A 26,858-nucleotide genomic window follows, 5' to 3' on the forward strand; every position below is an offset into this window, starting at 1 on the left:
AGATGAAAATGATCAAAGCGGCGATCAAGCCATTCAAGCTGGATGATGTGAAAGATGCACTGCTTGAAATAGGGGTGACCGGAATGACAGTCACCGAGGTGCGTGGACATGGGCGTCAGAAAGGGCACACAGAGCTCTACCGCGGCGCCGAGTACAGTGTCGATTTTGTACCGAAGACGGAGATTTCCATTGTTGTCTGCGAGGATATTGTGGAGCAGGCGCTGATGGTGATCCAGGAGGCGGCATGCACGAATAAGATTGGCGATGGAAAAATTTTCGTGACTCCGGTGGAGCGAGTGGTTCGTATTCGTACCGGTGAAGAGAACGAAGAAGCGCTTTAAAGATTATAACTAAAAAAAAATCAGGGAGTTGAAATAAAATGAATACAGCAGGTTTTGATGTCTTTTTTCTCACCATGGGTGCAGCCATGGTGTTGGCGATGCATGCAGGTTTTGCGTTTCTGGAAGTAGGGACGGTGCGCAAAAAAAACCAGGTCAATGCACTCGTACGTGTTATTACCGATTTCGGATTCTCCACCGTGGCCTATTTCTTTGTCGGTTTCGCCGTAGCTTACGGTATAAACTTTTTTGCCCCGGTTTCGGAGCTGAATAACCTGGCTGACCTATCCAACGGCTATAAAATGGTGCACTTTTTCTTTCTTCTCACCTTTGCTGCCGCTATTCCGGCTATTATCTCCGGTGGTGTTACAGAACGCATCAGGTTCTGGCCCAATGTGCTGGCTACGGTACTGCTTGTCGGTATCATTTATCCCTTATTCGAGGGTATGATCTGGAACGGTAACTTCGGTTTTCAGGCCTGGCTGGAATCCAGTTTTGGCGCTGCATTCCACGACTTTGCCGGCTCGGTGGTTGTCCATGCGATGGGTGGATTTCTCGCACTTGGGGCTGTCGTGTTGCTGGGAGCACGAAAAGGCCGTTATTCCAGGAGTGGTCGTATGATGGCGATTCTCCCTTCCAATATTCCTTTCCTGGCTCTGGGCTCATGGATTCTTTGTGTCGGCTGGTTCGGCTTTAATGTGATGAGTGCAGGCACCGCTGAAGGCGCCTCCGGCCTTGTGGCGATCAATTCGCTTCTGGCGATGGTGGGTGGATTGATTGCAGCACTGATTGCAGGCAAGAATGATCCGGGCTTTGTACACAATGGTGCGCTAGCAGGGCTTGTGGCGATCTGCGCGGGGTCCGACATCGTCCATCCGATAGGTGCTCTGACGATCGGAGCCGTTGCAGGTGTCGTGTTTGTATTCGGGTTCGAGTTTATCCAGATCAAGCTTAAAATCGATGACGTGCTTGGTGTGATTCCACTGCATGGGGTGTGTGGTGCATGGGGTGGAATCGCTGCCGGCATTTTCGGGACGGTGGCAATGGGGGGCGCAGGCGGCGTTACCTTCGTATCGCAACTGATCGGAACAGTAGCAGGAGTGGCAATTGCAGCTGCAGGTGGATTTGTCGTGTATGGGGTCGTGAAGTCGACCATCGGCATTCGCCTCTCTGAAGAGGATGAATACATGGGTGCCGACCTGGCTATTCACAACATCAGCGCAACGCCGGAACAGGATATGGCGAACCACTGATCGCTGCTGTATCGATGCAAATAGAGGACGGGGCCGCTGCATGCGGCCCCGTCCCATTTCGTGTACAGATATGCACTGCGTCACTTGTTTTCACTCGAAGCAACGGCTAGAAATCCGGCATGCGTTTGTTCACCCTCTTTCTATTAGTTTTTTCATTTTCCAGTTCTGTTTTTGCCGCTGAATTTGATATCTATCAATCAGGGTATCGGCCGCTTCAGGTGGGCCTGATGATTCAGGGGGAAGAGCAGAGTAATGACCTGAAACTGATCAACGGTGTCGTTGGAAACGATCTCGAGTCAAGTCAGTCTTTCAAGGTCATCGATCCGCTGGCTTATCTTGCTACCTTCGAGGATAGCTGGAAAAAGGTGGAGTATGGAGACTGGCGCATTCTGGGGGCTGACATCCTTGCGCTTTGCAAGGTTCGTAAGGAGGAGGGGGTCTGGAAAGCAGAGCTCAGGGTTTACGATCTGTTCAGGACGAAAGAGCTGGCCAGCGTGAGCGTTGAGGGTAGTGCTACCCAGGTGCGAAGGTTTGCGCACCTGCTTGCCGATCAGATATACAGCGCGGCACTTGGTATTCCGGGGTACTTCACAAGTCATCTGCTCTATGTGCATAAGCATGGCGAATTTTCAGATCTGATCTACATGGACCACGATGGCGCCAACCGTCAGGTGGTCGGCAAAAGCTTCACACTTCTGCTTTCACCGGACTGGTCGCCGGATGGACGAACTGTGGCTTTGAATACCTATGTCGGCAATCGGCCGCGGCTTGAGTTCTTTGACCTGCAGAGTGGTACGCGCACGTCATTTGGTGAATTCAAAGGGTTGAACAGTACACCGGAGTTCTCTCCTGATGGTCGTTTTGTAGCTGCCACGTTATCACATGAAACCGGCAATACCGATATCCATATCTACGATATCAAGAATGGAACCTGGCGCCGCTTTACCAACCATGAGGGGATAGATACTACGCCAACCTGGTCACCGGATGGTAAATGGATCGCGTTTGTCAGCAATCGCAGTGGCGACCCTCAGATCTATCGCAAGCCGGTCAGTGGCGGTGCAACTCAGCTGGTCAGTACGCAGGGCAGCTATAACACTTCACCTGCATGGTCGCCGACCGGAGATCGTATTGCCATGGTTTCGCTGAAGAACTGGTCCTATGCCATCGCGACTGTGCGTTCTGACGGGAGTGATATCCGTTATCTCTCAGCCGGGCAGCGGGTAGAGTCGCCTTCGTGGTCACCTAATGGCCAGATGATCCTTTTTTCAGCTGAAGAGCACAGGATCAGACGGGTATTTCGTGTGCCCAGCTGGGGGGGCAGGGCCGAGCCGATCACCTCACCTGCCATTGATGCTTCCGATCCTGCGTGGTCTCGTCGCTGAACCTGTCTTATGCCACGGCATGTATAACCAGGGTTGAGCAACAAGATGATCTGTCTGTTTGTGAACAGCATGGTGACAATTATGAGGATGAAATTCGTCCAACGTGTTGTGGCACAGGTCACATGTAGATGCTAGAATACCAGTGTAGCTTCACGGTTGACTAGAAACATGTGAATGTCACTATACGCTAATTAGAAGTGCTAAGGGAGAAAAAATATGAATTTCAATCGTTCAAAAAAACACATGATTCTGATTGCCATTGCATCGGCTGGATTGCTCTTTGCAGGTTGTCAGAAGAAAGTTGAAGTGGCTGCTGAAGAGAAGCCTGTAGAAGTACAGGAAGTTCAGCCGGTTGTTGAAACCGTTGAGAAGCCATCCACCAACTCAGTATACTTTGCATTTGATAAATCCGATCTGGATGCTGCTGCCCGAGCAACACTGGATGCCAACGCGGCATGGCTCAATGCCAACGGTGATGTGAATGCCACTATTGAAGGCAACTGTGATGAGCGCGGAAGCCGTGAGTACAACCTTGCTCTGGGTCAGCGTCGTGCGGACAGCGTTCGTGATTTCCTGATCTCCCGCGGTGTATCTGGTGATCGTCTTGATACCGTCTCCTTTGGTGAAGAGCGTCCCGTATGTCAGGACTCAGGCGAAGCGTGCTGGGCCCAGAATCGTCGTGGTGACATTGTCACCCGCTAATTCAATTAGCACCCGACTAGAGAAACGGCCATTGGTTTATCCAATGGCCGTTCTTTTGTTATGCGCAGCGACATTGGGCGCGTGCACAAAAGAGAAGCCCGGCATCACCTGGGAGCAGGAAAAAGAGAGCGTCATCAGTTCGGTTGAAGCGAACAGGACAGCCCAGCAAAGGGCAGATGTAGCCATCGAGGCGAACAGCGCCAGGCTGGACGAGCTTGATGCCATCAAGGTAAGTAAGCGGTTGAAGGATCTTGAGAAGGTAAACAGGGCGCAGCAGGCTCAAATTGATGCGCTGACAGCCCGCATTGCGAAAATAGGGCGGGTCCGAGGTGTGGCTGTCACCTCTGCTGCAGATAATAATATTGCACCAACCCACAGGACGACTCCGGTCAAGGCTCCGGTTGCACCTCCTGCTGCAAGCGCGACTGAATCGGTTGTGGATCGTGGTGCGCAGGCTGAGGCTGAAAAGAATGCCTATACTGCCGCCTATCTGGCGCTAAAGAGCGGACGTTTTGAAGAGGCGTCCAGGGGCTTTAACGAGCAGTTGGATGCATTCCCTGATGGTGAATACGCAGATCAGGCCTGGTACTGGCTCGGTGAGGCAAGGCTTGCCCAGCGGGCCGATGACAATGCGCTGCATGCCTTCAAATATGTGGTGGATCACTATCAGGAGAGCGTAAAGCATGCGGCAGCACTGTTGAAGCTGGGTCAACTCGCCGAGTCTGCCGGGCAAAAAATAACAGCAACAGGTTACTACAGTCGGCTGCTCAAAGAGCATCCGGAAAATGCGCTGGCTGAGCAGGCGCAGGCTGCACTTAATGATCTGCAACGAGATCAGGGTGATGCTGTGGGGAAAGAGCAATAAGCGTTCCGTCCTTACGTCTCCGTATTCATGAAATTTACGACAGCATCCAGGGCGAAAGCACGCTGGCCGGTATGCCGTGCACCTTCATCCGCCTGGCCGGTTGCCCGTTAAGGTGCCTTTATTGTGATACCGAGCAGGCCATTCCGACCGACAGCGGTTCGTGGATGCAGATTGATGCGATTGTCGCCGACGTTCAAAAGAGGGGGCGTCCCCTCGTGCTGGTGACCGGAGGCGAGCCTTTGGCGCAGCGCAACTGCATTGTGCTGCTTCAGCGGCTTGTCGAACTCGGGGTTGAAGTGCAGCTTGAAACTTCGGGTGCCTATTCGGTTGCTTCTGTGCCAGAGGGAGTGCGCCGAATAATCGATATCAAAACCCCAGATAGCGGCGAAGTGGAGAGAAATCAGCTGGATAATCTGGATCTGCTCCGAAGTGGGGACGAGTTGAAGTTCGTCATCTGCAGCAGGTCTGACTATGAGTGGTCCCGTGACTTTATCCGGGCCCACAAGCTCGGCCTTGGGGAAGTGCCGCCACTGCTCTCATCCGCATGGGGCAGTGTGTCAGCGGAAGAGCTCTGTGCCTGGATGCTGGAAGACCATCTGCCGGCGAGGATGCAGTTGCAGCTTCATAAGGTGATTTGGGGCGCGGAAGCCAAGGGTGTGTGAGGGCGTATGAGCAATGTAAAGGCTGTTGTGCTGCTTTCAGGCGGACTTGATTCAAGTACAGCGCTGGCATGGGCGGTCAAAGAGATGGGGTGGCAGTGCCATACCGTTGCTTTCGACTACGGTCAGCGACACCGCATCGAGCTTGAGGCATCCGAAGCGGTCGCCCGTTTCTTTGGGGTTGTGGATCATCGTGTCATTAAAGTTGATCTGCGAGCCATCGGCGGTTCTTCGCTGACTTCAGAAACGCCCGTGCCCAAGGATGAGGCTGGACGGGCAGGGATTCCCTCTACCTATGTGCCAGCTCGCAATCTGATTTTTTTGTCGCTGGCAGCAGGGCTTGCCGAAGCGGTGGGTGCAACACGGCTGGTGATCGGCGCCAATGTGGTTGATTACTCAGGCTATCCGGATTGTCGTCCCGAATTCCTCGACGCCTTTATCAAGGCTGCCCGGTTGGGAACCAAGGCTGGCAGCGAGGGGGGTGATATTGAGATATCAGCCCCGCTTATCGAACTGGGCAAGTCGGAAATCATAGCGCTTGGTCTGCGCCTTGGTCTTGATTACGGGCTGACACGATCTTGTTATGATCCGTTGCCGAATGGAATGCCTTGCGGTCACTGCGATTCATGCCACTATCGAAAACAGGGCTTTGCCGAGTTGGGTGGGTCTGATCCTTTAACTTATCCGCAGGAGTGATCTCACACTGTCGGCTATGATCAATGCGCTCTGGCTACGGGCTTTTTAGTCTTGGAAGTTGGGGGTGGCTCCTTTAGAGTGCCGCACCCGCAGCGGAAGCTGCCGGTTAAACAAAGGGGGAATCCTTAAATGCCAGTTCAACGCACACTATCAATTATCAAGCCTGACGCGGTTGCCAAAAACGTGATCGGCGACATTATCCGCCGTTTCGAAGAGAATGGCCTCAAAGTGATTGCGACCAACATGACGCACCTGAGTGCAGCTGAGGCCGGTCGTTTTTATGCTGTCCACGCCGCTCGTCCATTCTATGCCGACCTTTGCGCTTTTATGAGTTCCGGCCCGATCCTGGCCATGGTTCTGGAAGGCAAGAATGCCGTTACCCTGAATCGTCAGCTGATGGGTGCTACCAACCCGAAAGAGGCGGATGCAGGCACCATTCGTGCTGATCATGCCGACTCCATTGATGCCAATGCTGTTCACGGCTCCGATTCCGAAGAGAACGCAGTAATTGAGATCAATTTCTTCTTTTCTGATCTGGACTTGCATAGCCGCGGTTAATCCTTTTTATGAGTGATAACGTAGCGGGGAAGGGGCAGCAGTCCCAGGCCACACCGCAGACTTCCGAACAGATTCTGGTTCGTCGTGAAAAGCTGAAGCGAATGCGTGAGGCTGGTCAGGCCTATCCGAATACCTGGCGCACCGATCATACCATCGGGGCGATATTCGAGCGTTTTGAAGAGCAGGATGAGGCGCATCTGGAAGCGGCGGCACACCGCGTTCGTGTTGCCGGCCGTATGATGGCACATCGTGTCATGGGCAAGTCCAGCTTTCTCAAAATTCAGGATGGCAGCGGCCAGATCCAGCTTTTCCTGAACCGGGATGAGATGGGTGGCCCCGATATCTACAATCCGACCCGAAAGTGGGATCTGGGTGATATCGTGGGTGCTGAAGGTGTACTGTTCAGGACCCGTTCCGGAGAGCTCTCTGTGCGAGTCTCCCATATCGAAATGGTATCCAAATGCCTGCGACCACTGCCTGAGAAGTGGCATGGTCTCTCCGATATTGAAACCCGTTATCGCCAGCGTTACGTCGATCTGATGGTGACACCCGAATCGCGTGAAACCTTCCGTACCCGCTCCAGGGTCGTATCTCTGCTGCGTAGCGGCCTGGAAGGGCTCGATTTTATCGAGGTGGAGACACCCATGCTGCAGTCGCAGCCGGGCGGTGCAGCAGCAAGGCCGTTTGTGACCCATCACAATGCACTCGACATGGAGCTGTTCCTGCGCATTGCGCCGGAACTCTATCTGAAGCGACTGCTGGTCGGTGGTTTCGAGCGTGTTTTCGAGATTAACCGCAACTTCCGCAATGAGGGTCTGGATGCAACCCATAATCCGGAATTCACCATGGTGGAGTTTTATCAGGCCTATGCCGATTTCAATGATGCCATGGATACCACCGAGGCGCTGATTCGCGGCATTGCCGACGGCTTGGGTGTGACTCTGGTGGAGTGGGAGGGGGTCGAGATCGATCTCTCCAAGCCGTTCAGGCGTGTCCGACTGGATGAGTCTGTGTTCGAGAAGCTTCCCGAAGTGCGCGGGCATGCCAATGACAAGGCGCTGCTGGCGACGGTCTGCATGCGTGTTATCCCTGATTTTAAACCACTGATTACCTGGAAGGCCGGCCACTACCTGGTTGCGCTGTTCGAGGAGTTTGTCGAGCCGGAGCTGAATCAGCCGACATTTATCACCCATTATCCGGTGGATGTTTCTCCGCTGGCACGCCGTAATAACGATGAACCGACCGTAACCGATCGTTTTGAACTGTTTGTGGCGGGTCGTGAAATGGCCAACGGCTTCTCCGAGTTGAATGACCCGGATGATCAGCGCGGTCGTTTTGTGGCGCAGGCACAGGCCAAGGCTGCGGGTGATCTCGAGGCCGCAGGCGTTGATGAGGACTACCTGCGAGCGCTGGAGTTCGGCATGCCACCTGCAGCCGGTGTCGGCATCGGTGTGGACAGACTGGTGATGATGCTGACCGGTAATCACTCCATCCGGGATGTGCTGCTCTTCCCGCATATGAGGCCGGAGTAGTTTGCCGCTGCGGGCCGGCTGTTGTCAGTCCGCCTCTTCATGAATCCCGCCTTTGTGCAACTGAACTCCATCACTGTTTAACAAATCTGCTTGTGTCTGCGCTACTTGTCCTTAAAGATTAGGGTATTGGGAGAGCTTTGTGCCGAATCTACATCTACAGTCAGGAGCGTGTTCTTGAGCGGTTTACTGTTCACTCCGCATGAGCGGATGCTGGCCCGCCGTTATCTTCGTTCGCGTCGCAGTGAACGGTTTGTTTCATTGATCAGCTGGAGCTCGGGTATTGGGATCGCCATTGGTGTGATGACACTGATCGTGGTGCTCTCCGTAATGAACGGCGCTGCCGCTGAAATCAGGGATAAGATTCTCGGTTTCTCTTCCCATATCGATATTCAGGGGCCCGGCGATACGCTTGAGGGGTGGCAGCAGTGGCTGACTACTGTGGAAGCGCTTCCGGATGTGAAACGCGCGGCCCCCTATATTCAGGGGCAGGTGCTGGCCTCCTACGGCTCCCGCGCTTTCGGCGCGCTTCTGAAGGGGGTGGATGTCTCCCGCAGCGATGATATCGCCCGCCATATCACCCATGGCCGCTTTGTCAGCAGTGAGGGATCTCCGTTTCAGGTGGTGATGGGAAAAACACTGGTCAGGAAGCTAGGTCTGCAGCTCGGGGATCAGGTGCGTCTGATGTCCCCATCCGGCGGGGTCAGTCCATCAGGGGCGGCTCCGCGCATGCGGGCCTTTGAACTGGTTGGCATCTTTGATTCCGGCTTTCATGAGTATGATATCGGCGTGATCCTTACCCCGATTCCGGCTATTCAGCGGCTGAACAGGATGGGGGATGCGGTGACAGGGATTGAAGTTTTCCTGCATGACCGCGAGGTGGCCGCCAGAGTTGCTGCTGAGGCGCAGGCAGCACTTCCACCCGGAGCATGGATTATCGACTGGCAGCGGCGTAACAGGGCCTTTTTCAATGCGCTGAAAACCGAGCGTGTCGCGATGGGCGTGATTCTTTCGCTGATTATTATGGTGGCCGTCTTCAATATGGTGGCCTCACTGGTGATGGTGGTGATGGAGCGGCGCAAGGAGATCGCTATCCTGAAGACGATTGGCGCTACGCGGAGCTCCGTAATGCGGGTGGTGATGCTGATGGGGGCGATGCTCAGCGGCATCGGCACACTTGCCGGTGCGGTGATGGGTCTGCTGCTGGCGTGGAAGCTGGATGTGCTGCTGGCATGGATTGAGACCATGACCGGTGTGCAGTTTATGTCCGGCGAGGTCTATTTTATCGATCATATTCCATCAAAGATTGATCCGGTATCGGTTGGCGTGATTGTCGTTGTCAGCCTGATCATGGGCGTGATGGCAACGCTTTATCCTGCCTGGCGCGCTGCCAGCGTACCGCCTGCCGAGGCGTTGCGTTATGAGTAATGCTCTTTTTGAGGTGACCGGGCTCTGCAAGGGGTTTGATGCACCGGCAGGCCGGCTCGAAATCCTTAAAGGGTTGCAGTTCTCGCTCAACGAGGGCGAATTTCTTGCAGTGGTCGGAGAGTCGGGAAGCGGCAAGTCAACCATGCTACAGATCATCGGAACTCTGGAGCGCCCCGATAGTGGTGAGATCCATCTTGAGGGCAGATCATTGATTGCCATGGGTGAGGCGGCCCAGGCCGAGGTGCGTAACCGCAAGATCGGTTTTGTCTATCAGGCGCATCATCTGATTCCTGAGCTTACGGCAGTTGAGAATGTGAGCCTGCCACTGCTGGTGCAGGGGATGACTGTTGCCGATGCCGAGGCACGTGCCATGCAACTGCTGGAGCGACTGAAGCTTGCCGGGCGTGCGAAGCATGTACCGGCAAGACTCTCGGGTGGTGAGGCGCAGCGTGTGGCTGTGGCGAGGGCGCTGGCAGCCCGCCCGCGGCTGATCCTCGCTGATGAGCCGACCGGCAACCTGGACGAACATACGGCCGGTGAGGTGTTCGACCTGCTGCAACAGCTCTGCCGGGAGGAGCGTGCTGCCGTGGTGATGGTGACGCACAGCAGGGCGCTCGCAAAAGCGTGCGATCGTATGCTGATGTTACATGACGGCGTACTGGTGCCGGCCTGACCGTGCTGGCAGATGTGCCGGCCTGATTCATCAGGGCCTTTGCCGAAACAACAAAAATCTTTGACAGATCAATACCTTCTGCTAATGTTCATAAGGTAATTCTAGCGAGAGGCACCTGTTTCTCGCCGTATGCAACGCGAGGGAAGAGGGAACGTGACCAAAGCCGAAATTGCAAAAGCTATTCATGAGCGTGTGGGGCTGACAAAAAAAGAGTCCTCGCAGATCGTTGAGTCGGTGCTCAGCGAGATTCGCCAGTCGCTGGAGAAGGGCGAGAATGTGAAGCTCTCAGGCTTTGGCCATTTCATCGTGCGCAAGAAACATGCCCGCCGTGGCCGGAATCCGAAAACGGGCTCCGATATTACCATCGGGCCCCGTTCTGTTGTCACCTTCCGGGCCAGCCCTCTGCTGAAAAACAAGCTGCACGAGGCCGATGAATGAACCCCAAACAGGCGCTTGCCAATCTTGGTCTCGAGGTTCCTGAACTTTCTGACAAACTCTTTTTCTCCATCCGTGAGGTAAGTGATATCTGCGGGGTTGAGCCGCATGTGTTGCGCTATTGGGAGAGTGAGTTCAAGCATATCAAGCCGGTGAAGAAGAGCGGCAACCGTCGTTTCTACCGCCATCGCGATATCTACGCGGTTCTGCAGATCAAGCATCTGCTCTATGATCTGAATTTCACCATTCGCGGGGCCAAGAAGCGGCTGCTGAACGGTGACCTTGAAGAGATCGTCGAGCAGAAGGACAGCCAGACGATTCTCAGGCAGTTAAAGCAGGAGTTGATTGAGATCAATAAGCTGCTCGACTAGAGGTCCACGGCTTACTGCATCTTCACTTCATCGCTCGACTTGTTTGATGCCTTAACCCTCTTACAATCTGCCGTAAATTCAGTATGCTTCAGCGCCAATTCATCGGGACGTAGCGCAGTCTGGTAGCGCACACGGCTGGGGGCCGTGTGGTCGGAGGTTCGAATCCTCTCGTCCCGACCATTTTTTTCCGGGGTCTGCATTCAGATAGAGCTGTAGGACTTCATGCATTTGATGCGGACACCTGCTTTTCCAGGTGGCCCCGGAACAGACAAAAGGGGAGACATTTGGTGGTTACAACTGAACGATGCGTAACGCTGAATGGCCTCATCGACTGCGAGGCAGTTCGCAGGTCCCGGCAATGAGCCTGCATGCGGCCCTCTCCTACGAGCGTCCCCGCCAGCGCATGGTGGGCGAGCAGATACAGGCCCGGGGCATCCACGATGAGCGTGTTCTGGCCGCCATGCGTACGGTGCCCAGGCATCTGTTTGTGGATCCGGCACTTGTCTCACGTGCCTATCAGGACGCGTCACTGCCGATCGGCAGCGGTCAGACCATCTCACAGCCATACATGGTTGCACGCATGACACAGCTGCTTGAGCTGCAAGGGCATGAGCGGGTCTTGGAGATCGGTACCGGATGCGGTTACCAGACCGCCGTGCTTTCACGCCTCTGTCGTCGAGTCTACAGCATTGAGCGTATTGCTCCCCTGCATGAACGGGCACGCCAGAACCTGCGCGCGGCCAGGCATGCCAATGTGATGCTCAAATGTGCCGATGGGCGTCTGGGCTGGGAAGAATATGCACCCTATGATGCGATTATTGTCACAGCCGGCGGATTTGCTTCCGAGTTATGGTTGCAGCAGTTGAAAACCGGCGGCATGTTGCTGCTGCCCGAGGGTGAGAATGGTGCCCACAGGCTGGTCAGGCGCACCAAATTGGCACACGGTATCAACGAGGAGTATTTCGATGCATGTACCTTTGTTCCGTTACTTGAAGGGGTTGAGTCATCGCTGAGCCGGAAGTGACGGAGAAGCGGCGCTCGCTGTTGCGCCGGCTCTATGACTGGACGCTTGCCTGGGCTGAACATCCCAAGGCCGGGCTGGCACTTTTCTTTATTGCGGTGATCGAGGCGAGCGTATTCCCGATTCCGCCCGATGTGCTGCTGCTGTTGATGTCGATCAGTCGTCCTCAGGATGCATTCCGTTTTGCAGCGATTACCACGGCAGGTTCGACACTCGGTGCCGTGATCGGTTATGCAATCGGCATGTTCCTCTTTGTCGCGGTTGCCCAGCCTGTGCTGGAGTTTTATCACGCCATGGAGACCTTCAACCAGGTGCAGGAGAGATTCAATGAGTGGGGCGTCTGGTTTGTCGTCATTGCCGGCTTTTCACCGATCCCGTTCAAGATCATCACGATTGCCGCTGGCGCTTTCGATCTCGCATTTCTCCCCTTTATTATTGCCGCGATTCTGGCGCGTGCCGCCCGTTTTTATATGGAAGCGGCAGTAATGCGCTGGGGTGGCGAGCCGCTGCGGAATCTGGTTGAGAAACATTTCCAGCTGCTTACGGCTGTTGTCACCATCGCGGTGATTGGAGGTTTCGCCCTGTTGTGGCTGTAGTGATCCGGCTGCTCTCGCTGCTGATGCTGCTCTCGCTGGCAGGCTGCTACAGCACCACGCCTGTCAGAGAGACAGGGGTCTCCAGGGTCAGCAGCAAAGCGGTGATCTACTACGTCCGTCCAGGTGACACGCTCTACAGTATCGGCAGGCGCTTCGGGATTGACTATCACCTGGTTGCCCGACGCAACCATATCCGGAAGCCCTATACAATCAGTGTCGGCCAGCGTCTCTATATCGATCGTACCGCACCATGGGATAAGAGCGAGGTGAAGCGGGCTTACAGGGCGCCTGTCGCAAAGAGTCCTCCTGCACGCAAGAGCAAGGCGGGCAACAGCTCCCATAAGGCCAAGGCGGACAGTTACGGCAAGGGTACACTGCTCTGGCCGGTCAATGGCAAGGTCTCCAGTCGCTTCGGTCGACGCGGCAGCCGCATGCATGATGGCATCGATATCAAGGCTGATGAGGGGACACCGGTGCGGGCAGCAGGCAGCGGTGAGGTGGTCTACTCAGATCAGCGGCTGGCGGGATATGGCAAACTGGTGATTATCCGGCATGGCCGCAATCTCTTCACCGCTTATGCCCACAATCAGCGAAACCTGGTCAAGAAAGGGGACAGGGTGAAGGCGGGTGACACGATTGCCAGGGTGGGGCGTACAGGGCGCACAACCGGTGCACATCTCCATTTCGAGGTTCGCAAGGGCAGTACGCCGGTCGATCCTCTTGCCTATTTGCCACGTCGGTGAGATAGTCCACGTGTGGAAACGATCTGTCTTTGGATGGGACAATAATGGCTTTTTATCAAGGATTTAACTGCTGATGGTCAGGCAACGCAGCCTTGAGCCTATGGCCATGTACATGCGGGATATCTCCCGTTATGAGCTGCTGACCCCTGAAGAGGAGGTAGAGCTCTCCAAACGCATCACTGCCGGTGATGAGGATGCCCGCCACTACATGATCAAAGCGAACCTGCGTCTGGTTGTAAAGATATCCCGCCGCTACATGCATCGCGGGCTGGCACTGGCCGATCTGATCGAAGAGGGCAACCTGGGGCTGATGCGGGCGGTTGAAAAGTTCGATCCCGCCTATGGCTGCCGCTTCTCCACCTATGCCACCTGGTGGATTCGCCAGTCTGTGGAGCGCGCGATCATGAACCAGTCGCGGCTCATCCGGCTGCCTGTACACGTGGCCAAGGAGTATAATCAGGTGCTTGCCAGCACCAACCGTCTGCGCGCTGATCTTGGCCGCGAGCCCACCGAATCTGAGGTGGCCGAAGAGCTGCAGGTTCCGCTGGAGAAGGTGCAGGCGCTGCTGCGCAGCTCGCTGACCACCGAGAGTGCCGATGAGGTGCGCCACGAGGATGGTGATTTTACCATCTTCGATATCACCGCCGATGAGGATGCGCCTGCGCCGAGTCAGAATATGGAAGAGAGCCGTCGCGATGAGATGCTGGCTGTGTGGTTGCAGCAGCTGACTGCGAAGGAGCGCGAGGTGGTTCGCTTGCGTTACGGACTCGGAATCGAGGACGATGCATGGACACTGGAGGCGATCGGTGAACATATGGGGGTAACGCGTGAGCGAATCCGCCAGATCCAGGTGGCCGCGCTGCAGAAGCTGCGCCGGATGGTGGACAGCGATCATGTCAATTTTGAGGAGATTATCTGATGCATGGTGAAACGGTGGATTGGCAGGCTCTGATTCGCGATGTGCCCGACTTTCCCAAGCCGGGCATTGTTTTTAAGGATATTACGCCGATGCTGGCCGACGGCCCTGCATTCTCCGCTGCCATCTCCGAGATGGCGGCGCTGGTCGGCCCCGATGTCGATGCCGTTGTCGGCATCGAGTCGCGCGGATTTATCTTCGGGGCGGCACTGGCACAGAAGCTGGGGTTGGGGCTGGTGACCGTACGCAAGCCCGGCAAGCTGCCTGCCGATATCCACAGTGTTGAGTATGAGCTCGAGTATGGTGTCGACCGGCTGGAGATCCATCGCGATGCGTTAAGTCACGGTCACAGGGTGGTGATCGTTGATGACCTGCTGGCCACCGGAGGTACCGCTAACGCGACGGTGGAGCTGGTGCAGAAGCTGGGTGCGGAGGTGGATTGCTGCCTCTTTGCCATTGAGCTTGCTTTTCTGAATGGCAGGGCTTCGCTTGACGGGGTAGAGGTGAAGAGTCTGCTGCGTTGCGATTAGGAGTTCTGATTCGCGAACAGGGGATGTTGGGTCGTGCAGAAGCGGAGCGATGCCGCTATGATTCATGCCGCAAAAAAATGGCATGAAATGCCCTCGTAGCTCAGCTGGATAGAGCAGCCGCCTCCTAAGCGGCAGGCCGTGCGTTCGAATCGCGCCGAGGGCACCAGTATTGTAAGAAATGAGATAAGCACACGTATGTGTTTATATATGCAAAGGTATAGGTTTGATGTTGTCTTTGCTCGCAGAGGATTACAGGAAAGTGATCCATGGGCCACACATGGATGTGTGGCATGAAAATCATGCGGTTGATCTGCATGATATTGGCAGCCCCTTCACGGGCTGCGGGAGCCTCTGAGTTGTTCAGGGTGCTTGAGAGAGATTTATTTTGATGTATCGAGGCTGAATAATGGAAGAGACACTCAACCCGTCCATACCCGTACTGATCGAAGATGAGATGAAGCGCTCCTATCTCGATTACGCCATGAGCGTGATCGTAGGGCGTGCGCTGCCTGATGCCCGGGACGGACTGAAACCGGTTCACCGTCGCATTCTCTTCGCCATGCAGGATCTTGGATGCACCTATGACAAACCGTTCAAGAAATCGGCGCGTGTGGTTGGTGACGTCATTGGTAAGTACCATCCGCACGGCGACTCTGCTGTCTATGATGCCATGGTGCGTATGGCGCAGCCGTGGAGCATGCGTCATCTCCTGATTGACGGGCAGGGCAACTTCGGTTCCGTCGATGGCGATTCACCGGCTGCGATGCGTTATACCGAAGCGCGCATGAGCCGCGTTGCTGCAGAGCTGCTTGCCGATATCGATAAGAATACCGTCGATTTTGCACCCAACTACGATGAGTCGCTGAAAGAGCCGAAGGTGCTGCCTGCCAAGTATCCGAACCTGCTGGTCAATGGTTCGCAGGGTATCGCAGTTGGTATGGCAACCAATATTCCGCCGCATAACCTCGGCGAAGCGATCAACGCATCGATCGCACTGGTACGCAATCCCGATATTGATGAAGATGAGCTGATGCAGATCATGCCGGGTCCCGATTTCCCTACCGGCGGCTTTATCTATGGTCGCAAGGGTATCCGTGATGCATTTCTCACCGGCCGCGGCTCGGTCACCATGCGCGCCAAGGCGATGGTTGAGATCCATCCGCGCACCAAGCGCGAAGCACTGATTATTGCCGAATTGCCGTATCAGGTGAACAAGGCGAACCTGATCGAGAATATCGCCAATCTGGTACGCGACAAGAAGCTGGAGGGGATCTCCGACCTGCGTGACGAGTCGGATCGCGACGGCATGCGCATCTGTATCGAGCTGAAGCGGGGCGAGATTCCGGAGGTTGTTCTCAATAACCTCTACAAACACACCCAGCTGCAGTGCAACTTCGGCTGCAACCTGCTCTCACTCGTTGACGGTCAGCCGAAACTCTGTGGAGTGCGCGAACTGCTGCTGCACTTCCTCGATCACCGCCGTCAGGTGGTTACACGCCGCTGTCTCTTCGATCTGGCCAAGGCCGAGGCGCGTGCCCATATCCTGGAAGGATTGCTGATTGCACTCGATAACATCGACGAGGTGATCAAGCTGATCAGGGCCAGTGCTACGCCGGCGGACGCCAAGGTTGGCCTGATGGATCGTTTCGGCTTGTCGGAGAAACAGGCTCAGGCGATTCTCGATATGCGTCTGCATCGCCTGACAGGCCTGGAGCGTGACAAGATCCAGGGCGAATATGATGAGCTGCAGCTGTTGATTGCACATCTGAAAGCGATTCTCGCCGATGAAAAACTACTCATGGATGTGATCGTTGAGGAGCTGGAGGAGGTGCGCGACAAGTACGCCGATCCGCGCCGCTCCGAGATCATGGATGAAACTGCCGAACTCTCCGTTGAAGATCTGATCACCGAAGAGGATATGGTGGTGACCATCTCCAATGAGGGTTACATCAAGCGTAATGCGGCATCGCTCTACCGGGCCCAGCGTCGCGGCGGCAAAGGCAAGACTGCCATGACCACCAAGGAAGAGGATTTCGTGCAGCAGCTGATGGTGGCCTCCACCCACGACTTCCTGCTCTTCTTCTCCGATCGCGGTCGTGTATTCCGCAAGAAGGTCTATGAGGTGCCGCAGGCGGGTCGTGCAGCACGAGGTAAGGCACTGGTGAACCTGTTGCCGGTGGAGAAGGATGAGAAGATCTCAGCCACACTGGCGATCCGTGAATTCGATGGCGGCCAGTACATCGTCATGGCCACCAGCAACGGCGTGATCAAGAAGACGCTGCTCTCCGAATACAAGAATATCCGTGCCAACGGCATTATCGCCATCAATATCGATGATGATGACGACCTGATCGCGGTCACCGTGTCCAACGGCGAGCAGGATATCATGCTCTGCGCCAGTAACGGTAAGGCGATCCGCTTCTCGGAAAGTGATGTGCGCCCGATGGGACGTTCCACACGCGGTGTCACCGGCATGCGCATGTCCAAGGGCGAGCATCTGATCTCGATGACGCTTGTAAATGATCGCGCCAGCCTGCTGGCGGTTTCCGAGAACGGATTCGGAAAGCGCACCTCGGTCGGCGAGTACAACGTGCAGAAACGCGGTGGTCAGGGTGTGTTTACGCTCAAGACCGGCGGCCGTAACGGCAAAATGATCGGGGCACTGCTGGTGATCGATGAGGATCAGGTGATGATGATGACCGATACCGGGCGCCTGGTACGCATCAAGGTCGACTCCGTATCGGTCATCGGCCGCAACACCCAGGGTGTGAAGCTGATCGGCTGTGAAGCGGGTGAACGTGTCATCGGTGCGGTGCGCGTGGTTGAGAAGCAGGATGAAGAGTCCGAGGAAGAGGCCATTGGAGAGGCCAATGGAGAGGGAACCGAAGAGGCATGATAGACAGACAGGCTTTACGTCGAGATTTTGATGCGATGCAGGCAGCGCTTGCCCGTCGCGGTGCCGATGTGGTGGGCGAAGGCTCCCCGTGGGCGCGTGTTTCCGAGCTCGATGCGCGCCAGCGCGAACTGAAGACCGAATCGGAGACGTTGCAGGCAGAGCGCAACCGCGTCTCCAAAGAGATCGGGCTCAGGAAGGGCAAGGGCGAGGATGCATCCGCGGCAATCGCTGCGATGGGGGAGGTTTCCCGTCGTGTGAAAGAGCTCGATGCCCTGACCAAAGAGGCGGAGGCCCAGTTTGCCGCGGCCCTGCTTGAGATTCCCAATCCGCTGCACGACTCGGTGCCGGACGGATCGGGTGAAGAGGATAATGTTGAGGTCAGCCGCTGGGGCAGCCCGAGAACGGATGCTGTGCCTGCCCACTGGGATATCGGAACCGATCTCGGCATTCTCGATTTCGAGGCGGGGGCGACCCTTGCAGGTTCCCGGTTCACGGTGCTCAGGGGGGCCGCAGCGCGTCTGGAGCGCGGACTGATGCAGTTTATGCTCGATCTGCATGCCGATCATCATGGCTATGAAGAGGTGTGGGTGCCTGCCATTGCCAATGCCAGAACGATGACCGGTACAGGCCAGTTGCCGAAATTTGCCGAGGATCTCTATAAGCTGGAGGAGGAGGATGCCTATCTGATCCCGACAGCCGAAGTGCCGGTCACCAATCTCTACCAGGATAAGATTCTTGATGCCTCGGAGCTGCCGAAGCGTCACTGCGCCTATACCCCGTGCTTCAGGCGTGAAGCGGGTTCGGCAGGACGTGATGTGCGCGGTATGATCCGCCAGCACCAGTTTGATAAGGTGGAGCTGGTGCATATCACCACGCCTGAGCGTGCGCTCTCCGATCTTGAGGAGCTTACCGCGCATGCCGAGGCTGTTCTGCAGGCGCTGGAGCTACCGTACCGCAAGGTGGAGCTCTGCACCGCCGATATCGGTTTCTCATCCCAGAAAACCTACGATCTCGAGGTATGGCTGCCGAGCCAGCAGTGCTATCGTGAAATCTCATCCTGCTCATCCTTCGGCCAGTTCCAGGGTCGACGGGCAGGCATCCGCTTCCGCGAGGAGGGGGGTAAGCCGCAACCGGCCGCAACGCTCAACGGTTCGGGACTTGCCATCGGCCGCACGCTGGTTGCCCTGCTTGAGAACGGCTGGCAGCAGGATGGCTCGGTTCGTATCCCCGAATCGCTGCGTCCTTATGTTGGTGGTTTAGAGGTAATTCGCCCATAATTACAAGGGGTAGCTTCATAGGATAAAGTAATAAAGCACCCTGTAGAGCAGGGTGCTTTTGTTTATGCATTTGTGATTTACTCCTGAATCCAATGAGCCAATTTGTCTTTCGTTTTATCCATTCCCCCCCCCTATACAAATTCCTGTTTTCATAATTATAGACAATATATAAGTTGTCAAAATACCACATATAGTATTTATATATGTTGACTAAAAGATTTGTTGTGACAACATATAGATTGTCATGAGTGGCAGGAGGCAAGTTATGAACGTACAAAGTAGAGCTTTTGCCCGCAAACAGTTGGATCAAAAGCTGGAATCATTTTCAGGGCTTATAAGGTCACATCCTCCAGTGCGAGGATGGATTCGTGCCATACGCGATGCCCTTGGCATGACAGGAGAACAGCTTGCGCGGCGTATTGGCGTGCAAAAGCAGCGTGTAGCTGCACTGGAGAAGGGTGAGGTTGCTGGAACGGCTACAATCAACTCCCTTAAGAAAGCTGCTGAAGCGATGGATTGTGTGTTTGTTTATGCACTGGTGCCGCGTGACAGCCTGGAGGCCAATGTAGAGCAACAGGCGCGCAAGTATGCCGAGAAGATTCACTCAGCTATTCAGCATTCGATGGTGCTGGAGCAGCAGGGACTCACTGTTGATGAGAGCGGCCAGGGTATTAAGGCGAATACGGAGAAGTTCATTCGTGAAACACCCAAGGATATTTGGGAGATCAATTAGTGCAGTTCGACTATCCACAAGGAGCAACCCCTCTGGATCCAGATGAGGCGGAGGGGTTGCGACTGACTCATATCACTACCCGCGAAGAGTTAAATATCTTCGAAGCGGAGAATATTCGTACAGGTATGGAGTGGGCATGGCGCTCCCGCCGCAAGGATATTGTGAGTGAGAGCTTTATATGCCTGCTTCACAAAAAGATGTTTGGTAACGTCTGGAAATGGGCAGGAAAGTTCCGCCAATCCAATAAAAATATCGGCGTAGCGCGTGAGATGATTGGCATCGAGCTTCGTCATCTCTGCGAGGATGTGAACTGGTGGATAGAGCATAAGACATTCGTAGCCGATGAGATTGCAGCTCGCTTTCATCATCGGCTGGTGGCGATTCATCCGTTTGCCAACGGCAATGGTCGCCATGCCCGCATGCTTGCAGACCTGCTGCTGGAGAAGCGACTGGGGCAAGCAAGGTTCAGTTGGGGCGGTGAGGATATTGCCGATGCGAACGAGTGCCGGGTTCAGTATGTCCGGGCTTTGCAGGCAGCAGATCGGGGTGACTATGCACCGCTGCTGCAGTTTGTGAGATCGTAGATGATAAAGATCATCTCCGGTGGCCAAACGGGTGTTGATCGCGCCGCACTCGATGCGGCGATGGACGCGAACTCATCGGCGGGATCTTCATCGCGGCGGCAGAACTGGTAGTCGGCGATCCCGGGCTTATTATCATGAACGGCAATCAGGATGCGCCTGCCGCTCTTCAGGCAGTCGATGGTCATCAGATCGGTTGGAATGCCATAGTTGCGCATCCGGTTGATCACCCCGACAACGGGATTGATATGATCGAAATCGGCCTGAATCTGCGCATGCGCCTCTTCAACGGCTTCACAAATCTGTTTAATGGGGGTGTTGTCTTCCAATCCATGCTTCTGTGACATGAATCAGAAGACTATCAGAAGCTGCCTGTTTGTCATAACGGTGGCAGGGAGTTGGGAAGTGAAATGGGAAGTGAAATGCATTATTTGCAATAAACTTCCCATTTGCTGTATACTCTGGCATTGCCGTGAAAATGTCAGGAGATACTATGTATTACAATGATATAGCCTATATTGATAAGCTTGACCGACTTCAGGAAGTCTATCCGATGTCTGCTGCATTGTCGGAAGCGATCGGTGTTTCCCGTCGTTCGCTTCTCAACTGGCGTGACAGGCCGGATTCAATCAAGGTGGAACATCGCTTTAATATTGATGTGCTTTACTGCAAACATTTTGTGATTCCCGTGTGGGATACAAAGAAGCAGTCGTTTACACCTGTGCTGTTACCGGATGAGCTTTCCAGCAACGAATTGCTGCTGACGCCGTTTTTGCGGCGAATCAGTTATGGAACGATCGAGATCGAAACCGGCATGGCGAGGGATGATTTCGAGCGGGCGGTCGATGCGAAAAAACTGCCGAAAAATATGAGCATTGAGGTATTCCATGAGGCGGTAAATACCTATCTGACGCACAAGTGGCTTTGGCAGAAATGCATTACGCATGGTGAGCGATTCGTGATCAGCGAAGAGGGTATTCGTTCATTGCATGGCGATTTCATGCGCGGCCTGCGCGATGATGCCGGGTTCTATTCCGGCAAAGTGCGGGTGATGGGTGGCCTTGAGGCGGTGCATACGACATTACCGGAGGATATTCCAGAGGAGATGAATCGCTGGGTCTTCAAATGCAAGGGTGTGGAAACGATGGATGAGATTGCCAGAGCCCATGCCTATTTTATTGCGATTCACCCATTCGGAGATGGAAATGGGCGCGTGGGGCGTGGGCTGGTGATGGCGCAATGCCTGAATGCCGGATTAATGCCGCCGCTGTTTGATGGCGAAAACAGAGCGCTCTATTACGCAGCCATGGAGCATGCGATGGTGCACGGAAGGCATGCACCACTGATTCGCCTCTTTATCGAATCGGCAAAGAGAGGCAGGCAAGCGTGAGGACAGGTGTCCTTACTATTCGGAGTCGCTATGACGACTTTGAATTGGCCTTCTGTAGATTTATGCGCCATGGAGATGAATGAAAAAGGCCACCCGAAGGGGTGGCCTTTTCGATGGAGAAGCAGGGGCTTAGTGGCAGCCGCACCCTTCGCCGCAGCACTCATCATCGTCATCGTCGCCGTGCACATGGCCGTGCTCAAGCTCCTCTGCGGTGGCATCGCGGATGTCGGTGATCTCGACAGCGAAGGTTAAATTCTGGCCCGCCAGCGGATGGTTGCCATCAATGGTGATGTTGTCGCCATCGACGTTGGTGACGCGGACAAACTCAATGTCGCCACTCTCTGTTTCGGTCTCGAACTCCATATCGGCCTCGATATTATCGATTCCGTCAAACAGCTCGGCGGAAACGACCTCGACCAGCGCCGGATCGAATTCGCCGTAGGCATCTGCGGCCTCAAGCGTCACATTCAGCTTGTCGCCAACGCGTTTGCCCTCCAGTGCCAGTTCAAGCCCGGGAACGATGTTCGCCGCGCCATGCAGGTAGGGCATCGGCTCGCCGCCTGCTGATGTGTCGACAATCTCGCCGGCATCGTTGGTCAGCGTGTAGTGGAATGAAACAACCTTGTTGTCAGTGATCTGCATCTTTCTCTCCTGAAGCGGTGACGCTCTGATCACCGGCGCGGCAGACTACGTATTCAGCGCAGGATAAGGAACAGGGATTTTCAGGGTACTCTGCCGCTGTCTCACCTCTCCGCATTGCATTTGGGTGTTGAAGCTGCAACATGTCATGCGATGGTCAGGCTGAGATAGGGGAGAGTGGATGCTGCATCAGCGTATCGAGAATTACTGGTGGCATAGCAGGCGCAGGCCGAATGCCCTGCTGCGCGCGCTCGCCGCGATCTATGCCGTGCTGATGCGGCTTGACCAGAGGCAGCGCGCCAGGCGCGCCGTCACACCACCGATTCCGATGATCTCGGTCGGCAATATTACAGTCGGTGGCAGCGGCAAGACCCCCTTTGTCATCTGGCTGGCCGCCGAACTGAAAAAGCAGGGGCGCAATCCCGTGCTGCTCTCACGCGGCGACGGGGCCAATAACCAGGAGCCGCATCTGGTTACAGAATACTCCAGGGCCCGTGAGGTGGGCGATGAGGCGGTGCTGCTAAACCGGCTCAGTGGCTGCCCGGTCATTGCCGGGCGCGATCGTGTCGCCGGCGCCAGGCTTGCCGCCGATCACGGCGATATTGTTATCCTTGATGACGGTTTCCAGTACCGGCAGCTGGACCGGATATGCGATATCGTGCTGGTGCCGAAGGAGGGGGTGGGCAGCGGTTGCCTGCTTCCTGCCGGCCCGCTGAGGGAGCCGCTGTCGGCACTGGCGCGCGCCGATCTTGTTGTCCGCAGCGGTAGCGGAGATTTCACGCCGCTCTCCGGGCAGCGGGAGTGGAGCTGGTCGGCGAAGCCTGCCCTGGTGCGGGACTGGATGCGTCAGGATATTGTTCTGCTGGAGGCCACGAAACCGGTGCATCTGGTTACGGGCATCGCGCGCCCCGGACGCGTGCTTCACGATCTGCAGGGGCTCGGTTTTGAGGTGGCTGAGTTCAGCCGCTTTGCCGATCACCACGAATATTCCGTGCAGGATGTGGCGCTGCTTCTGCAAACGCATAAGTCGGTTGTCACAACCGCCAAGGATGCGGTGAAACTCCTGCCGCTTTGGCCACCGGAGTCGCCGTTGTGGGTGCTGGAGCAGCAGGCCGTCGCCGAGGATGGGCTGATCGAGGCGATCACTGCAGCGATCAGGGGTGAGACGCCCCTATAGCCCCCAGCGGTTGCGGCTTAAGCGGAAAAGGAACTTGCGGCGTTCGCGTTCATTCATATTACGCAGTGCAATCAGGTAGACCGCCTCATCCTCGGAGTGTGATTCACACAGGGCGATGGCCTGCCGCTGCAGCTCGGCGGGCAGGTTATTGAAGATGGTCAGCGCATCAGCGCTCAGGTTTTCAGGGTTCATGCCGCAATCCGCTCCTCTTCGAATATCCCGTTGACGCGGTAGTTGAAGTAGAAGGGCGAGATCAGCAGCGTCCAGATGCCGTCGAAGCGGAGCTTTGAACGCTCGCCTGCTGCCGTGATGCTATGCATGGCGCTGCGGGCGGCAAAACCCCAGATGACCAGGGAGATGTTAAACAGCAGGCCTGCCGCCTGATCGACATGCTCGATCAGCTCCCCGGGCACAAGCAGCTGTGCGATAAAGGTGAGTAGCGATGCGGGAGCCAGCAGTTGCGGCAGAGCCGCCGCCCACGCGGGCAGTCGCGCATCCGCTGTGCCGGCGGCACGGTTGATAATGGCGGATTGGCGACGGATGAAATAGGCCAGGTAGAGGCCGAAGGTGACAAGCGCCAGCGCCACCATCTTCCAGCTCTCGATATAGCGCAGTTCGGCGAGGTGTGAAGTGTCGTGATTGTACATGGCGCGGCATGGTGCTGTGCAAAGCTTAAGCCATGATTAAACAGATGGTTTGGTCTTCTCACGCTCGCGTGTACGATGCGCCGACTTTTTTGTCCGGGAAGGTGGGATGATGATCGAGGTTCTGTTGCTGGCAGTGGCGTTGTCGATGGATGCATTTGCTGTATCGATCGGGCTGGGCTCCAAGCAGGAGAAGGCAAAGCTCACCGGGCTGGCAGTGAAAGCGGCGATCTGGTTCGGTCTCTTCCAGGGGTTGATGCCGCTGATCGGCTATATGGCCGGGCACGGGGTGCTCGGCTGGGTCGAGGCGTATGCGCCGTGGATCGCCTTCGGGCTGCTTGCCCTGATCGGCGCCAAGATGATCTACGAGTCGTTCGGTGAAGGGGTTGAGGAGGATATCGTCTCGACCAGCAACCGCGTGATGCTGATGCTGGCCATCGCCACCAGTATCGACGCCATGGCGGCGGGTTTTTCACTGACGCTGCTTGAGGTCAATGCATGGCTTGCCTGCCTGATCATTGCCGTGACCACATCCATCTTCAGCTGGATCGGCGTATTCGTGGGATACCGCAGCGGCACCCGGCTTGAGAGCAGGGCGGAGCTGTTCGGCGGTACTGTCCTGATCCTGATCGGATTCAAGGTGCTGCTTTTTTAAAACTTCTGCCGCATGGCATGAGCCAGATGGCGATGAAACGGCTGCAAGCCATATCGTATGTTGCTATTTATAGAGATCACCCTATGATTCGCTGCGTTAAAAGTGGGCCGCGGCCCGCTTTTTTTGTTTTCTGAAGGTGGGTATAGCGTTGGAAGAAGTGATTCGTTCGTTGCTTGAGCCGATTACCGAAGAGCTGGGGCTGGATATTATCAGGGTGAGTCTTGGTAGTGGCGGCAAGAGCCAGCTTCTGCGGGTGATCGTGGACCGGGCCGGTGGTGTCGACTCCGATATCCTGGCACGGGTCAGCAGGGGGCTCTCCCTGCAGCTTGATGCGGAGGATCTGATTCCGGGTGCATACCGCCTGGAAGTGACATCTCCGGGGCTCGATTACGCCTTTGAGAACAGTGCCGATTTCAAGCGTTACAGCGGTGAGTGGGTGAAGGTCTCCTTTATCGACGGCAGCACGCTTGAGGGCAGGAATTTGGGTCCTCTGGAGTCGGGTGATGCGTTCACCCTGCAGCTTGAGGGCAAACGGCCCGGCGACAGCCGGGACGAGGTGATCTCGTTGATCGAGGTGGCCAGAGTAGTACGGGCGATTAACTGGAAAGAGGTCTCCCGTAAAAAATAGCAGGAACTCCTGACGGGTCAGGAGATTCCAAGTTCAAACTGGGTGAGTGAGATGCAGGCATGAATGTAGAAATTTTAGCAGTTGCGGACGCAGTCGCGCGTGAAAAATCAGTAGAACGTGAGCTGGTGCTTGAAGCGATGGAACAGGCGCTTAAGACCGCTGCACGCAGAACCTATCCGGGCAAGGACGTTGTGGCGGAGATTGACCGCCTGACAGGCGAGATTCGCCTTTTCCACGTGCGCACCGTCGTCGAAGAGGAAGCGTTTGAAGAGGAAGAGAATCATCTGACCCTGGCGCAGGGCAAAGAGCTTGATGAAAGTGCCGAGATCGGAGCCGAGTTCCGTGAATCGCTGCCGCCGATCGAACTGGGCCGTATTGCAGCCCAGACCGCCAAGCAGGTGATTAACCAGAAGATTCGTGAAGCCGAGCGCGATCGTGTGATTGCCGAGTATGAGCCACGTGTGGGCGAACTGATCACCGGTATCGTCAAACGTGTTGAGCGCGGCAATGTTTATGTTGATCTGGGTCGCGGTGAAGCGGTGATGTACCGTGAAGATCTGCTGCCACGCGAAACCTTCCGCCAGGGCGACCGTGTTCGTGCCTACCTGCGCGAAGTGCGTAACCAGACCAAGGGGCCGCTGGTCTTCATCTCCCGTTCCGATGCAGGCATGGTGCTGCGTCTGTTCGAACAGGAGGTTCCTGAGATCGAGGATGGCGTGGTTGCCATTCAGGCGATTGCCCGTGATCCGGGCTCGCGCAGCAAGATCGCAGTGATCTCCACCGATGCTGCTGTCGACCCTGTCGGCGCCTGTGTCGGCATGCGCGGCGCGCGCGTGCAGGCTGTGGTCAATGAGCTGCACGGTGAGAAGATCGATATCATTGAGTGGACTGAGGATCCGGCTGTATTCGTGGTGAATGCGCTGGCACCGGCCGAGATCGAGCGTGTACTGGTGGATGAAACCACCAACACCATCGAAGTGGCTGTAAGCGAGGAGAACCTTGCCATCGCTATCGGCCGTCGCGGCCAGAACGTGCGCCTGGCATCCGAACTGACCGGCTGGAACATCGAGCTGATGAGTGCGGGCGAAGAGAAGGAGCGTCGTAGTGAGGAGATCACAACGGCCAAGTCCATCTTCCAGGCAGGACTGGATGTTGATGAAGACTTTGCAGCGGTTCTGGTGGATGAGGGCTTCTTCAACCTTGAGGACCTGGCTTACTGCGCGATCGAAGATATCGCAGGCATTGCAGGACTGGATGAAGAGATTGCCCAGGAGCTGCAGAAGCGTGCCCGTAACGTGCTGCTCGATCAGGCGCTGCAGGGTGCCGAGAGTGAGAGCGAGGTCAAAGTGTCGCTGCTTGATCTGCCCGGCATGACACGTGAAATCGCAGAGCAGCTGGCTGCGCGTGACATGGTTACGGTTGAGGCGCTGGCCGATGCGGCCGGTGACGAGATCGAGGATATTGAGGGGCTCAGCCGTGAAGAGGCGGATGCGCTGATTATCGCGGCACGTGAGGCCTCCGGCTGGTTTGACGAGTAAGT

31 protein-coding genes and 2 tRNA genes are annotated in these 26,858 nt (G+C 55.8%); 29 read left to right on the plus strand and 4 right to left on the minus strand.

Annotated features, from left to right (window positions below; translation table 11 throughout):
* The first annotated feature begins 2 nt into the window (after positions 1-2).
* The 24 genes from Ga0123462_RS05010 to Ga0123462_RS05125 all read left to right on the plus strand — a co-directional run bounded on the left by Ga0123462_RS05010 (position 3) and on the right by Ga0123462_RS05125 (position 20,188).
* Positions 3-341 (plus strand): P-II family nitrogen regulator, encoded by a 339-nt coding sequence (locus tag Ga0123462_RS05010; RefSeq protein WP_100265295.1) that lies wholly within the window; start codon positions 3-5, stop codon positions 339-341.
* A gap of 38 nt (positions 342-379) precedes the next feature.
* Positions 380-1,591, plus strand: coding sequence for an ammonium transporter (locus Ga0123462_RS05015; protein WP_100265296.1), 1,212 nt, complete (start codon positions 380-382; stop codon positions 1,589-1,591).
* Between the two features lie 119 nt (positions 1,592-1,710).
* Complete coding sequence (gene tolB / locus Ga0123462_RS05020; protein ID WP_100265297.1) at positions 1,711-2,976, plus strand: Tol-Pal system beta propeller repeat protein TolB; 1,266 nt, start codon at positions 1,711-1,713, stop codon at positions 2,974-2,976.
* Positions 2,977-3,192: 216 nt separating this feature from the next.
* Positions 3,193-3,678: a peptidoglycan-associated lipoprotein Pal gene (pal, locus tag Ga0123462_RS05025; protein WP_100265298.1), complete on the plus strand. Its 486-nt coding sequence runs from the start codon at positions 3,193-3,195 to the stop codon at positions 3,676-3,678.
* Between the two features lie 73 nt (positions 3,679-3,751).
* The gene (locus Ga0123462_RS05030; RefSeq protein WP_100265299.1) at positions 3,752-4,543 is read left to right on the plus strand and encodes a tetratricopeptide repeat protein; all 792 of its coding nucleotides are present in this window, start codon (positions 3,752-3,754) and stop codon (positions 4,541-4,543) included.
* Between the two features lie 71 nt (positions 4,544-4,614).
* Complete coding sequence (locus Ga0123462_RS05035; RefSeq protein WP_100265300.1) at positions 4,615-5,205, plus strand: radical SAM protein; 591 nt, start codon at positions 4,615-4,617, stop codon at positions 5,203-5,205.
* 6 nt (positions 5,206-5,211) lie between these two features.
* Positions 5,212-5,898, plus strand: coding sequence for a 7-cyano-7-deazaguanine synthase QueC (queC, locus tag Ga0123462_RS05040; protein WP_100265301.1), 687 nt, complete (start codon positions 5,212-5,214; stop codon positions 5,896-5,898).
* 129 nt (positions 5,899-6,027) lie between these two features.
* Positions 6,028-6,456 carry a nucleoside-diphosphate kinase gene (gene ndk / locus Ga0123462_RS05045; RefSeq protein ID WP_100265302.1) on the plus strand — a complete coding sequence of 143 codons (429 nt, stop codon included), beginning with the start codon at positions 6,028-6,030 and terminating at the stop codon, positions 6,454-6,456.
* Between the two features lie 8 nt (positions 6,457-6,464).
* Positions 6,465-7,988, plus strand: coding sequence for a lysine--tRNA ligase (lysS, locus tag Ga0123462_RS05050; RefSeq protein ID WP_100265303.1), 1,524 nt, complete (start codon positions 6,465-6,467; stop codon positions 7,986-7,988).
* A gap of 174 nt (positions 7,989-8,162) precedes the next feature.
* The gene (locus tag Ga0123462_RS05055; protein WP_232726649.1) at positions 8,163-9,413 is read left to right on the plus strand and encodes a lipoprotein-releasing ABC transporter permease subunit; all 1,251 of its coding nucleotides are present in this window, start codon (positions 8,163-8,165) and stop codon (positions 9,411-9,413) included.
* On the plus strand, positions 9,406-10,086 hold the full coding sequence (locus Ga0123462_RS05060) for an ABC transporter ATP-binding protein (protein ID WP_100265304.1): 681 nt from the start codon (positions 9,406-9,408) through the stop codon (positions 10,084-10,086). Before Ga0123462_RS05055 ends, Ga0123462_RS05060 begins: the two co-directional genes overlap by 8 nt.
* Before the next feature lie 153 nt (positions 10,087-10,239).
* Complete coding sequence (locus Ga0123462_RS05065; RefSeq protein ID WP_100265305.1) at positions 10,240-10,524, plus strand: integration host factor subunit alpha; 285 nt, start codon at positions 10,240-10,242, stop codon at positions 10,522-10,524.
* The gene (locus tag Ga0123462_RS05070; protein WP_100265306.1) at positions 10,521-10,892 is read left to right on the plus strand and encodes a MerR family transcriptional regulator; all 372 of its coding nucleotides are present in this window, start codon (positions 10,521-10,523) and stop codon (positions 10,890-10,892) included. Before Ga0123462_RS05065 ends, Ga0123462_RS05070 begins: the two co-directional genes overlap by 4 nt.
* Before the next feature lie 103 nt (positions 10,893-10,995).
* Positions 10,996-11,072: transfer RNA gene (locus tag Ga0123462_RS05075), tRNA-Pro, on the plus strand.
* A 178-nt stretch (positions 11,073-11,250) separates the two neighbouring features.
* Complete coding sequence (locus Ga0123462_RS05080) at positions 11,251-11,916, plus strand: protein-L-isoaspartate(D-aspartate) O-methyltransferase (protein WP_100265307.1); 666 nt, start codon at positions 11,251-11,253, stop codon at positions 11,914-11,916.
* Positions 11,913-12,509, plus strand: coding sequence for a YqaA family protein (locus tag Ga0123462_RS05085; RefSeq protein WP_100265308.1), 597 nt, complete (start codon positions 11,913-11,915; stop codon positions 12,507-12,509). Before Ga0123462_RS05080 ends, Ga0123462_RS05085 begins: the two co-directional genes overlap by 4 nt.
* Entirely contained in the window at positions 12,500-13,252 is a 753-nt protein-coding gene (locus Ga0123462_RS05090; RefSeq protein ID WP_100265309.1) for a M23 family metallopeptidase, read from the plus strand. The genes Ga0123462_RS05085 and Ga0123462_RS05090 overlap by 10 nt, the downstream gene beginning before the upstream one ends.
* Before the next feature lie 73 nt (positions 13,253-13,325).
* Entirely contained in the window at positions 13,326-14,171 is an 846-nt protein-coding gene (locus Ga0123462_RS05095) for a sigma-70 family RNA polymerase sigma factor (protein ID WP_100265310.1), read from the plus strand.
* The gene (locus Ga0123462_RS05100) at positions 14,171-14,698 is read left to right on the plus strand and encodes an adenine phosphoribosyltransferase (RefSeq protein WP_100265311.1); all 528 of its coding nucleotides are present in this window, start codon (positions 14,171-14,173) and stop codon (positions 14,696-14,698) included. The genes Ga0123462_RS05095 and Ga0123462_RS05100 overlap by 1 nt, the downstream gene beginning before the upstream one ends.
* Positions 14,699-14,787: 89 nt before the next feature.
* Positions 14,788-14,864 (plus strand) — tRNA-Arg (locus tag Ga0123462_RS05105).
* Between the two features lie 240 nt (positions 14,865-15,104).
* Positions 15,105-17,594, plus strand: a complete 2,490-nt coding sequence (gene gyrA / locus Ga0123462_RS05110; protein ID WP_100265312.1) for a DNA gyrase subunit A — start codon at positions 15,105-15,107, stop codon at positions 17,592-17,594.
* Positions 17,591-18,871 carry a serine--tRNA ligase gene (gene serS / locus Ga0123462_RS05115; RefSeq protein WP_100265313.1) on the plus strand — a complete coding sequence of 427 codons (1,281 nt, stop codon included), beginning with the start codon at positions 17,591-17,593 and terminating at the stop codon, positions 18,869-18,871. Before gyrA ends, serS begins: the two co-directional genes overlap by 4 nt.
* Positions 18,872-19,136: 265 nt before the next feature.
* On the plus strand, positions 19,137-19,604 hold the full coding sequence (locus tag Ga0123462_RS05120; protein ID WP_157821276.1) for a mobile mystery protein A: 468 nt from the start codon (positions 19,137-19,139) through the stop codon (positions 19,602-19,604).
* Entirely contained in the window at positions 19,604-20,188 is a 585-nt protein-coding gene (locus Ga0123462_RS05125; RefSeq protein ID WP_100265315.1) for a mobile mystery protein B, read from the plus strand. The genes Ga0123462_RS05120 and Ga0123462_RS05125 overlap by 1 nt, the downstream gene beginning before the upstream one ends.
* On the opposite strand, the gene Ga0123462_RS11690 is transcribed toward Ga0123462_RS05125, so the two are convergent.
* Positions 20,155-20,532, minus strand: a complete 378-nt coding sequence (locus tag Ga0123462_RS11690) for a hypothetical protein (RefSeq protein ID WP_232726653.1) — start codon at positions 20,530-20,532, stop codon at positions 20,155-20,157. The genes Ga0123462_RS05125 and Ga0123462_RS11690 overlap by 34 nt on opposite strands.
* 146 nt (positions 20,533-20,678) lie before the next feature.
* Here Ga0123462_RS11690 and Ga0123462_RS05135 point away from each other — a divergent pair, with 146 nt between their 5' ends.
* Positions 20,679-21,575 (plus strand): Fic family protein, encoded by an 897-nt coding sequence (locus tag Ga0123462_RS05135; RefSeq protein ID WP_157821279.1) that lies wholly within the window; start codon positions 20,679-20,681, stop codon positions 21,573-21,575.
* Between the two features lie 129 nt (positions 21,576-21,704).
* On the opposite strand, the gene Ga0123462_RS05140 is transcribed toward Ga0123462_RS05135, so the two are convergent.
* A complete protein-coding gene (locus tag Ga0123462_RS05140; protein ID WP_100265317.1) occupies positions 21,705-22,217 on the minus strand; it encodes an FKBP-type peptidyl-prolyl cis-trans isomerase in 513 nt (170 codons plus the stop codon).
* 178 nt (positions 22,218-22,395) lie between these two features.
* Here Ga0123462_RS05140 and lpxK point away from each other — a divergent pair, with 178 nt between their 5' ends.
* Entirely contained in the window at positions 22,396-23,391 is a 996-nt protein-coding gene (lpxK, locus tag Ga0123462_RS05145; RefSeq protein ID WP_100265318.1) for a tetraacyldisaccharide 4'-kinase, read from the plus strand.
* Here lpxK and Ga0123462_RS05150 read toward each other — a convergent pair.
* Positions 23,386-23,583, minus strand: a complete 198-nt coding sequence (locus Ga0123462_RS05150; protein WP_232726655.1) for a hypothetical protein — start codon at positions 23,581-23,583, stop codon at positions 23,386-23,388. The two genes, lpxK and Ga0123462_RS05150, sit on opposite strands and share 6 nt — an antisense overlap.
* Positions 23,580-24,038 carry a DUF4234 domain-containing protein gene (locus tag Ga0123462_RS05155; RefSeq protein WP_100265319.1) on the minus strand — a complete coding sequence of 153 codons (459 nt, stop codon included), beginning with the start codon at positions 24,036-24,038 and terminating at the stop codon, positions 23,580-23,582. Before Ga0123462_RS05155 ends, Ga0123462_RS05150 begins: the two co-directional genes overlap by 4 nt.
* A gap of 109 nt (positions 24,039-24,147) precedes the next feature.
* Between Ga0123462_RS05155 and Ga0123462_RS05160 the strand changes: the two genes are divergently transcribed.
* The 3 genes from Ga0123462_RS05160 to nusA all read left to right on the plus strand — a co-directional run bounded on the left by Ga0123462_RS05160 (position 24,148) and on the right by nusA (position 26,856).
* Positions 24,148-24,690 carry a manganese efflux pump MntP gene (locus tag Ga0123462_RS05160; RefSeq protein WP_100266500.1) on the plus strand — a complete coding sequence of 181 codons (543 nt, stop codon included), beginning with the start codon at positions 24,148-24,150 and terminating at the stop codon, positions 24,688-24,690.
* Positions 24,691-24,847: 157 nt separating this feature from the next.
* Positions 24,848-25,318 carry a ribosome maturation factor RimP gene (locus Ga0123462_RS05165; protein WP_232726657.1) on the plus strand — a complete coding sequence of 157 codons (471 nt, stop codon included), beginning with the start codon at positions 24,848-24,850 and terminating at the stop codon, positions 25,316-25,318.
* Between the two features lie 59 nt (positions 25,319-25,377).
* A complete protein-coding gene (nusA, locus tag Ga0123462_RS05170; RefSeq protein ID WP_100265321.1) occupies positions 25,378-26,856 on the plus strand; it encodes a transcription termination factor NusA in 1,479 nt (492 codons plus the stop codon).
* The last annotated feature ends 2 nt before the right edge of the window (positions 26,857-26,858 follow it).

This window comes from Mariprofundus ferrinatatus (genome assembly GCF_002795825.1).
Taxonomy (GTDB): Bacteria; Pseudomonadota; Zetaproteobacteria; order Mariprofundales; family Mariprofundaceae; genus Mariprofundus; species Mariprofundus ferrinatatus.

Coding starts and splice junctions, on each gene's coding strand:
- Ga0123462_RS05010 (WP_100265295.1), top strand. CDS start 3: ATGAAAATGATCAAAGCGGCGATCAAGCCATTCAAGCTGGATGATGTG.
- Ga0123462_RS05015 (WP_100265296.1), top strand. CDS start 380: ATGAATACAGCAGGTTTTGATGTCTTTTTTCTCACCATGGGTGCAGCC.
- tolB (WP_100265297.1), top strand. CDS start 1,711: ATGCGTTTGTTCACCCTCTTTCTATTAGTTTTTTCATTTTCCAGTTCT.
- pal (WP_100265298.1), top strand. CDS start 3,193: ATGAATTTCAATCGTTCAAAAAAACACATGATTCTGATTGCCATTGCA.
- Ga0123462_RS05035 (WP_100265300.1), top strand. CDS start 4,615: ATGCCGTGCACCTTCATCCGCCTGGCCGGTTGCCCGTTAAGGTGCCTT.
- queC (WP_100265301.1), top strand. CDS start 5,212: ATGAGCAATGTAAAGGCTGTTGTGCTGCTTTCAGGCGGACTTGATTCA.
- ndk (WP_100265302.1), top strand. CDS start 6,028: ATGCCAGTTCAACGCACACTATCAATTATCAAGCCTGACGCGGTTGCC.
- lysS (WP_100265303.1), top strand. CDS start 6,465: ATGAGTGATAACGTAGCGGGGAAGGGGCAGCAGTCCCAGGCCACACCG.
- Ga0123462_RS05060 (WP_100265304.1), top strand. CDS start 9,406: ATGAGTAATGCTCTTTTTGAGGTGACCGGGCTCTGCAAGGGGTTTGAT.
- Ga0123462_RS05070 (WP_100265306.1), top strand. CDS start 10,521: ATGAACCCCAAACAGGCGCTTGCCAATCTTGGTCTCGAGGTTCCTGAA.
- Ga0123462_RS05080 (WP_100265307.1), top strand. CDS start 11,251: ATGAGCCTGCATGCGGCCCTCTCCTACGAGCGTCCCCGCCAGCGCATG.
- Ga0123462_RS05095 (WP_100265310.1), top strand. CDS start 13,326: ATGGTCAGGCAACGCAGCCTTGAGCCTATGGCCATGTACATGCGGGAT.
- Ga0123462_RS05100 (WP_100265311.1), top strand. CDS start 14,171: ATGCATGGTGAAACGGTGGATTGGCAGGCTCTGATTCGCGATGTGCCC.
- gyrA (WP_100265312.1), top strand. CDS start 15,105: ATGGAAGAGACACTCAACCCGTCCATACCCGTACTGATCGAAGATGAG.
- serS (WP_100265313.1), top strand. CDS start 17,591: ATGATAGACAGACAGGCTTTACGTCGAGATTTTGATGCGATGCAGGCA.
- Ga0123462_RS05120 (WP_157821276.1), top strand. CDS start 19,137: ATGAACGTACAAAGTAGAGCTTTTGCCCGCAAACAGTTGGATCAAAAG.
- Ga0123462_RS11690 (WP_232726653.1), bottom strand. CDS start 20,532: ATGTCACAGAAGCATGGATTGGAAGACAACACCCCCATTAAACAGATT.
- Ga0123462_RS05135 (WP_157821279.1), top strand. CDS start 20,679: ATGTATTACAATGATATAGCCTATATTGATAAGCTTGACCGACTTCAG.
- Ga0123462_RS05140 (WP_100265317.1), bottom strand. CDS start 22,217: ATGCAGATCACTGACAACAAGGTTGTTTCATTCCACTACACGCTGACC.
- lpxK (WP_100265318.1), top strand. CDS start 22,396: ATGCTGCATCAGCGTATCGAGAATTACTGGTGGCATAGCAGGCGCAGG.
- Ga0123462_RS05150 (WP_232726655.1), bottom strand. CDS start 23,583: ATGAACCCTGAAAACCTGAGCGCTGATGCGCTGACCATCTTCAATAAC.
- Ga0123462_RS05155 (WP_100265319.1), bottom strand. CDS start 24,038: ATGTACAATCACGACACTTCACACCTCGCCGAACTGCGCTATATCGAG.
- Ga0123462_RS05160 (WP_100266500.1), top strand. CDS start 24,148: ATGATCGAGGTTCTGTTGCTGGCAGTGGCGTTGTCGATGGATGCATTT.
- nusA (WP_100265321.1), top strand. CDS start 25,378: ATGAATGTAGAAATTTTAGCAGTTGCGGACGCAGTCGCGCGTGAAAAA.